The sequence below is a fragment of the Bacillus sp. ISL-55 genome (genome assembly GCF_018613155.1).
Lineage (GTDB): Bacteria > Bacillota > Bacilli > Bacillales > Cytobacillaceae > Mesobacillus.
The window spans coordinates 30,785-37,669 of the sequence record NZ_JAGGQU010000045.1 but is presented as its reverse complement, the minus strand read 5'-3'; the positions used below and the strand labels follow the sequence as shown (position 1 = coordinate 37,669).

Annotated in this window: 5 protein-coding genes; 1 reads left to right on the top strand and 4 read right to left on the bottom strand. The window is 42.3% G+C overall.

Annotated features, from left to right (window positions below; translation table 11 throughout):
• Nucleotides 1-74: 74 nt before the first annotated feature.
• Nucleotides 75-338, top strand: a complete 264-nt coding sequence (locus J7E32_RS19865) for a hypothetical protein (RefSeq protein ID WP_214911020.1) — start codon at nucleotides 75-77, stop codon at nucleotides 336-338.
• Nucleotides 339-357: 19 nt separating this feature from the next.
• Here J7E32_RS19865 and J7E32_RS19860 read toward each other — a convergent pair whose 3' ends face one another.
• From J7E32_RS19860 to J7E32_RS19845, 4 genes are all read right to left on the bottom strand, one after another.
• Complete coding sequence (locus tag J7E32_RS19860) at nucleotides 358-2,019, bottom strand: ABC1 kinase family protein (RefSeq protein WP_214911018.1); 1,662 nt, start codon at nucleotides 2,017-2,019, stop codon at nucleotides 358-360.
• Nucleotides 2,020-2,048: 29 nt separating this feature from the next.
• Nucleotides 2,049-2,432: a phasin family protein gene (locus J7E32_RS19855; protein WP_214911016.1), complete on the bottom strand. Its 384-nt coding sequence runs from the start codon at nucleotides 2,430-2,432 to the stop codon at nucleotides 2,049-2,051.
• A gap of 168 nt (nucleotides 2,433-2,600) precedes the next feature.
• Complete coding sequence (locus J7E32_RS19850) at nucleotides 2,601-3,866, bottom strand: LysM peptidoglycan-binding domain-containing protein (protein WP_214911014.1); 1,266 nt, start codon at nucleotides 3,864-3,866, stop codon at nucleotides 2,601-2,603.
• A 295-nt stretch (nucleotides 3,867-4,161) separates the two neighbouring features.
• Complete coding sequence (locus tag J7E32_RS19845) at nucleotides 4,162-6,738, bottom strand: DEAD/DEAH box helicase (protein ID WP_214911012.1); 2,577 nt, start codon at nucleotides 6,736-6,738, stop codon at nucleotides 4,162-4,164.
• Nucleotides 6,739-6,885: the final 147 nt, after the last annotated feature.

The following is a 6,885-nucleotide window of genomic DNA, read 5'->3' as shown; positions in this document are numbered from 1 at the left end:
AAGCGCTGCCCGCCTATAACGCCACATCCTGTGGCTGACGGGTCTGCACGTCCTGTGCCTCAGAGGGCCGACCAGTGAAGTCGTTCTTTGACTTCATTGGGCGGACCGAAATAGAAATGTATAGCCGACTGTCCAGAAACGCAGAAACTGGAGACTTCGACAAAGAAGCGCTTTTTGCTTCTGCCGGCGGAGTTGAAGTTTCGGAGTTTCTAGGAGGCGACACTAGACAAGCGACTCGAGGGGCTAGGCGCTGGAGCTGGATTAAGAAAACCTCATACAGTTATCCACACCTAAATAAATTTTATACTTTCCTTAACAAAGAAAAAGGGCAATGGTGAACATTGCCTGTTTTACGAATTAAAAGCGCCCCGATTTCAATATAGAATAAATTATCCATAAAAACATTCCGAATGCAATGATAAACCCTAATTCAATTGCCGGTACGCTTGTCAGTATAGTATTATTGCCAAATGTAGCTCCCACAATCAGACCGAGAACAACAATACTGAAGGCAAGCAGTGTCAAACTGAAGGAAACCTGGTTGCTGATCCGGTCGAATTTATGAAGAATCCGATTGATTTCCGATAAGCTGATTTCAAATTTCAAATCGCCTTTGGAAGCTTGATCCAAAACATTTTCAACCTGATTCGGAATATTGTTGAACGTATCTGATAAGTCCTCGGCTTTATTCCAAAGCCTTTTGCCCATTTTAATCGGATCGTACCTCTCCCTCATAATCTGTTCACCATAAGGCTTGGCTAACTCGATCATATCCAGGCCTGGGTCTATTTCAGAGATGATTCCTTCAATCGTGATCAACGCTTTCCCCATCATTGTCATTTCCTTAGGCAGGATGATTCGATGTTCCTGTGCCGCAGCAAACAACTCCTTGACCGTCAAGCCTAGATTTAGTCCTTCTTTTGACGACCTTTTAACCGTTTTTCTGATTCCATCTACTCGGTCAAAAAAATGCTGTTCATCAATATCAGAAGGAACATAGGCCATCCTGAAGATAGACTTGACAATCTGGTGGGTGTCTTCCTGCATGATTCCCATCATCATTGATGCAGAGTCATATCTCAAGCTTGCTGACAGACGGCCTACCTGTCCAAAGTCTATGAAAATCAGCTGTTGAGTTTCTGGATTATAAAGGATATTACCAGGATGCGGATCACCGTGAAAAAAACCTTCTTTTAAAATTTGGGTTATGAATGCACTTACCAATAAATCAGCAATCCTTCTCTTTTCCTTATAATCAATAACAATAGTATTCAGTTCGTTGAGCTTGATACCTTCAACCTTTTCCATGGTGAGAATCTGTGGAGTTGAGTATTCAGGAAAGATAACCGGCACCTTTATCGATTCGCAATCTTCAAACTGCATTTGGACCATATCCGTATTCAGGGCTTCCTCTGTGTAATCCAGTTCCCTGCGGATTGATTCAGACAGCTCTTCGACCATATCAGTGATATTGTAATATTGTGCCCAGTCATATCGCTGCTCAATCAATCTCGCAATATCCCTTAAAATTTCAAGGTCTGTATGGACTGTATGCTTAATACCCGGTCGCTGGACCTTCACCATGATAGATTCCCCAGTTGACAGGACTGCTTCATGGACTTGTCCAATCGACGCTGCTGCCGTATAATCCTCATTAAAATAGGTGAAGACTTCCTCAACAGGCCTGCCAAACTCGTGGTGAAGCTTTTCTTTTATTTCATCAACAGGCACTGGGGGAACTTGATCCTGAAGCAGTTCCAGTTCTTTAACAATCTCTTCAGGAAGCATATCGCTCCTGATGCTGAGGAGTTGGCCAAGCTTTATGAAAGCGGGCCCTAATTCCTCCAGCATGCACCTTATACGGTAACCAGCTTCCTTTGTATTTCCATTTTTCACGTCTGCTGCAATCCGGTCTTTCAATGACAGGACATGGAACAGCCCCACCTCATCCAGTACATAGCCAAATCCATACTTTACAAATGATGAAGCTATTTCTCTGTATCTATTTAAACGTCTCAATCGGTCACTCAACATTCCATCACCCGCTGCTAATCAATATCTTTTGAAAATCCAGGCGGAATATTCTCCATCCTGTTTTCAACCTGGTCAATTTCTTTATTTAATCCGCTGTTTCGAAGTTGTGAAATTTCCTCCCGCAATAAAACAAGCTGTGCCTGCACAGTGTCTAATTCTTCCCTTGTGACAAAACCAAGCTCAGTCAGCTGGCTTCTCGCCATCTCCTTGAATTCCTTAATCCAATCCCCGCTCTTCGATTCACCCTTTTTGAAAAAGTCGTCAAAGATGGTGTCTGCTTCAGCCTGGGTCATATTCCCTTTCTCAACCAGCTTCATGATGGTTTCATCAACTTTTTCCTTACCGGCAACAGCTGCTCCCAGTCCAAGCAGGAAGCCGCTCCTTAGAAAATTATTCATCTATGATCCTCCTCTTATATCAGTCAATTTACTTATTAATACCCCAAAAAAGCGAGCAATCACCTTATTAAATAAAAAAAGCACCTGTTTCTATTGGAAAACAGATGCTTACTGGATAACATTCACTTTTCAGAATAAATACTACAATTGGGTAAACTTAAGGTAAGTTCACAGTTTGATAACATCCACTTTATCAAGGTAAGCCCAATTTTGCGGAGCTTTCAAACTAAGCTGCCAATAGGTTGCGCCATATAGCTGATATAAATCAATCAATCTGTACTTTTCAATATAGCTTCGGATGTCCTCAAACCAGACGATATGCTCTTCGGTACCTTTCCAATACCTGAACCACGGTGACCTGGCTGCGGTATCATACTGGATGATGGCACCAGTGGAAATAGCGAGATTTTGTGCGTCCAGCACGGAGAGTGCTCGAAATTGATTGGTCGAAACGACTTTGTCATGCCCGTAAAGCGGAAGACCGATTTGCAATTTTTCACTTGGAATCAATGTTAATGAATACCTTACAACCAGTGCTATCCACCATAAAGGAGAAACAGGATCAGGCGGACCTCCCGGGTATCCGTAATCAATAGTCATAACCGCAACAATGTCAGCAATCTCCCCTATCGTTTTATAATCATACGCTCCGATTATTGGATTTGTCGGGATATCTTCTGTCTTTGCATGGACATTTACATGTAAAATTAGATTTTCCATCGCTGCCTTCAGTTCACGGAGGAAAGTATTGAAATCTTCCCTCTGCGGCGGCGGAATAAATTCCAGGTCGACACTTATGCCACTATAGCCTCTTTGATTTGCTAAATTCACGAGACTGGCAACAAGGTTCCTTCGGTAAGCCGGAGAAGCCAGTACATTTCCTGCCAGTTCTTTGCTGAATCCAGATGCAGTGGTGTTTTGGATTAATAATAAGGGGACGATATTCAATTCTTGGCTTCTGCTGACAATTGGGCCATCATCGCCTATCACATAAGCATACCCTTCCTGTGTGAAGGAAAATGCCGCAACTGCAATGAAAGTTAGATGAGGTGCCATTTTTTCCAAATCTGCAAGGAAGGTTTGAGAGGCGCCAGGTACGATGAATCCAAGTGTAGAAAACCGCGGCTTAACAGGTGAAGGAATATTAATGTTCTGGCCAATATATAATCTGTTGGGGTCCAGTCCCGGATTTGCATTGACAATGCTGCTGACACTCGTCCTGAACTGTAAAGCAAGCCTCCATAATGTATCGCCAGCCTTGACTTGATAATAGCGAGTAATTGGCTCTTGATCTGGAATATAGAGTGCCAGCCCAGGAATGATTAAGCTAGTGGAAGGAAGTCCGTTGACATCGACAATACTTTGGATCGATACACCATATGTTCTGGCGATTGCCCAAAGGTTATCTCCTGACCTGACTACGTGGACAGCCATCTGATCACACCTTTTTATTTTTTCCTTCTATAATCATATGGCGATTGAGCGGTTATATACTAAAGACTGTTTTCGTAAAGATAATTGTTAAAATCCTACAGCCGATTTTAACGTAATATAAGTCCATTTTGCAGTTCTGAATAAAGTTTGCATGCCCTTTACTCATAAAAGAGTCAACTTTACCAAGAAAACTGGTCATAAAATCCTATTTGGTAGTCAAATAGCAACAAATTTTGAGAAAAGAGCCATACTAAAAGAATCAGGGCTTCCAAATGAAAGCCCCGCTTACAGCTGATTACTTCCAGCGATCTCTATTGTCCATCCTTTTTCTATTTCTCGCTGAAAAGCAGGAATCACAAATCTGGTAGGGCGAATCAACATGAATCCCTTTTCCGCAATGCCTGCACTTCTTCTTATAATTTTTCACTTCTGACTTTAAAAATTCGTGAACATCGTCGCTTAAGCCTGTACGAACCCTTTCCCAGTAAACAGCCTCAGTTTTTCTTCCAAGCTTATATAAAAACAACAAATGAAGGCCGATTGCTTTATAGGAAAGCTCCAATTCCTCCAATGATGCAGTTTTGACCGGCGGCTCTGGAAGTTCTGCATCAGCGACAATTGCTCTGATTGTTTCAAGCCATTGTTCAATAAGGGCAGGTTCTTTTGATGAAAAAGGCAGGTGAAGAAATCCATACAGCTCCATCATTGGCAGTCTCGCTTCAATTTCAGAATCCCTGATGTACTCATAAAGCTCTCTTTCTTCTGACAGCGGAGCTTTGTTCGTCCCTTTAGGGCTCTCGAACTTATCCCATAATTCAAAGAATACAGCTAGTGAGCGGTGGTATTTTTGGAACCTTTCAAAAATACCAGATGTTGGAGCAATGGAAAACGTCTCTACTGGATTGTCCTCTTTCTCAAGAAGCTTTGTCATCAGGCTAATATCAGAGGTGAACGCTACCCGGCCGACATTATAAATCCCTTTCCTGCCAGCACGTCCCGCTATTTGCTTGATCTCCTGGGAAGTAAGCCTTCTTCTCCTCGTACCATCGAATTTTTCATTTTCCAAAAAGACGATTCTTCTGATTGGCAAATTCAGACCCATGCCAATAGCATCGGTCGCCACTACCACATTTGTTTCTCCATTGATGAATCGGTCGATTTGCTTTTTCCTGGTTTCGGGCGGCATGCTTCCATAAATCATGCTTACCTGGCGGCCGTTGTTCTGAAGTTTCGATGCTTTCTCAAGCACCTGTTTTCGTGAGAAGCAAACAAGTGCATCGCCTTTCTTGGTATCCTTCAGGCTGAACTCTTTATTCTCGACCTGGAGAGGAATATCCCGAGTGTATTCATATATTTCCGCCACCCCATCATCCAGCAGGCCCAACATCATTTCCTTGATATTCTTGCTCCCGATGATGTGGACTTCCTCTGCATTTGCTTTTGTAATGGCTTTAAACCAGGAAAATCCTCTATCCTTATCAGCAATCATCTGTGATTCATCTATTACGACTACCTCATAAAATTCCTTTTCATGGAACATTTCTACTGTGCAGGATATATGGTTTGCGCCTTCCACAGGCTTTTCTTCCTCACCTGTTTTAAGCGAGCAAGGAACGCCCTCTGCATTTAGCTTTTCATAAACCTCAAGAGCCAGCAGACGAAGCGGAGCAAGATACAAACCAGTTCTTGCATCCTTCATTCTTTCCAGAGCGTGGTGGGTTTTCCCTGTATTTGTTTCACCTATGTGCAGAATATATCTAACATTTCTTCTCAGTGAAGGATTGTATTCCCTGCCGAATATGTCTTCAAGCATGCGAGCTTCTTCTTCCCTTTTCCGTTCAAGCTCGGCCAGCTCCTCTGCCTTTCTGCGTTCCCTCTCAGCAAGGTCTCTTTCATAGATCGCAAGATGCGCACGTTCTTCAAATTCTAATTCAGCAAGAGACAACAGGTCTGTTACATACTCTTCCTGAAGCTTGAAAAGAAAACCATCTAAATAAACATCAGCCAAGTCGTTAATGATTCTTTTTGTCTCAGCGACCGAAAGCTTGTCTGCAAAAACTTCCTCATATTCGCTAACGATTTGCTGGTCAAGATGTTTCATTACCTCCTCAGCCGCTATCATTGTAAAATACTTTAAAACACTGTTTTCAAAATGATACTGATAGGTCTCATATTCAAAATAAAACCTGCCCCAGCTAGCTGTTTGATGGATCTGTCCCGTCAATTCATCAAAAAAGTCAGCCATCGTCCTGTAATCATCAGGGTTGAAAGAGCCAATAACGGTCAATCTTTCTTCCAGCATGAATGTGTCGATATCCTTGTATTTCTGATTTTCATTTAAGATTGTCTTTAATTCCTTTGCCATCTCATGCCGGATTTTTAGATACGCCGACTCCTGGAATTCACTCAAAACCGAGTGTGCAACCTGGTAAATCCTTTCCTTTATGCCAGCCTTCTTCTCAAGCAGACGGTCTTCCTCAGCTTTTTTGAGGAACCTCTTTCTCGCACGATTATAATGTTCCTCCCAGTTGAGTTCATCGATTGCAGACTTGACCCATTCCCTTGTATTGAAGGGTTGATAGTCTCTCATTTCATTCCTGAAAAGCTTATTGATTAACTTCCGGTCAACACCTTCGACGACATATCCCCGCTCACTCAAAAAAGCCTTTTTATCACGTTTTGAAAAATCATTCGTAGACTTGGTCAGCCACACATTCAACCAGATCTGGCTGATATATGTGCTTCTTTTTTCTAAATACTCCTTGAATTCTGGGAGGGTTTCCAGTTCACCAAGGAAATTATCGATATCATCCATTATTTTACTTTTCGTGATCTCCACTGCCTGCTGATGGATTAATTCAATTTGTTTCATATCCGAACCCCTTAGATCTGTAAAATATAAGCTTTAAGTCAAGCGCCAAAAGAATTTCGGCCGAAAGCGGCAAAAGGTACAAAAAGAACCTAAATAAAAGGCCGCACAACGAGATGTGCGCGCCCTTCCATTTAGGATTCTTCTAAA

Excerpts from the sequence above, each read along its gene's own strand:
- J7E32_RS19855 (WP_214911016.1), bottom strand. The coding sequence starts at position 2,432 with ATGAATAATTTTCTAAGGAGCGGCTTCCTGCTTGGACTGGGAGCAGCT.
- J7E32_RS19850 (WP_214911014.1), bottom strand. The coding sequence starts at position 3,866 with ATGGCTGTCCACGTAGTCAGGTCAGGAGATAACCTTTGGGCAATCGCC.
- J7E32_RS19845 (WP_214911012.1), bottom strand. The coding sequence starts at position 6,738 with ATGAAACAAATTGAATTAATCCATCAGCAGGCAGTGGAGATCACGAAA.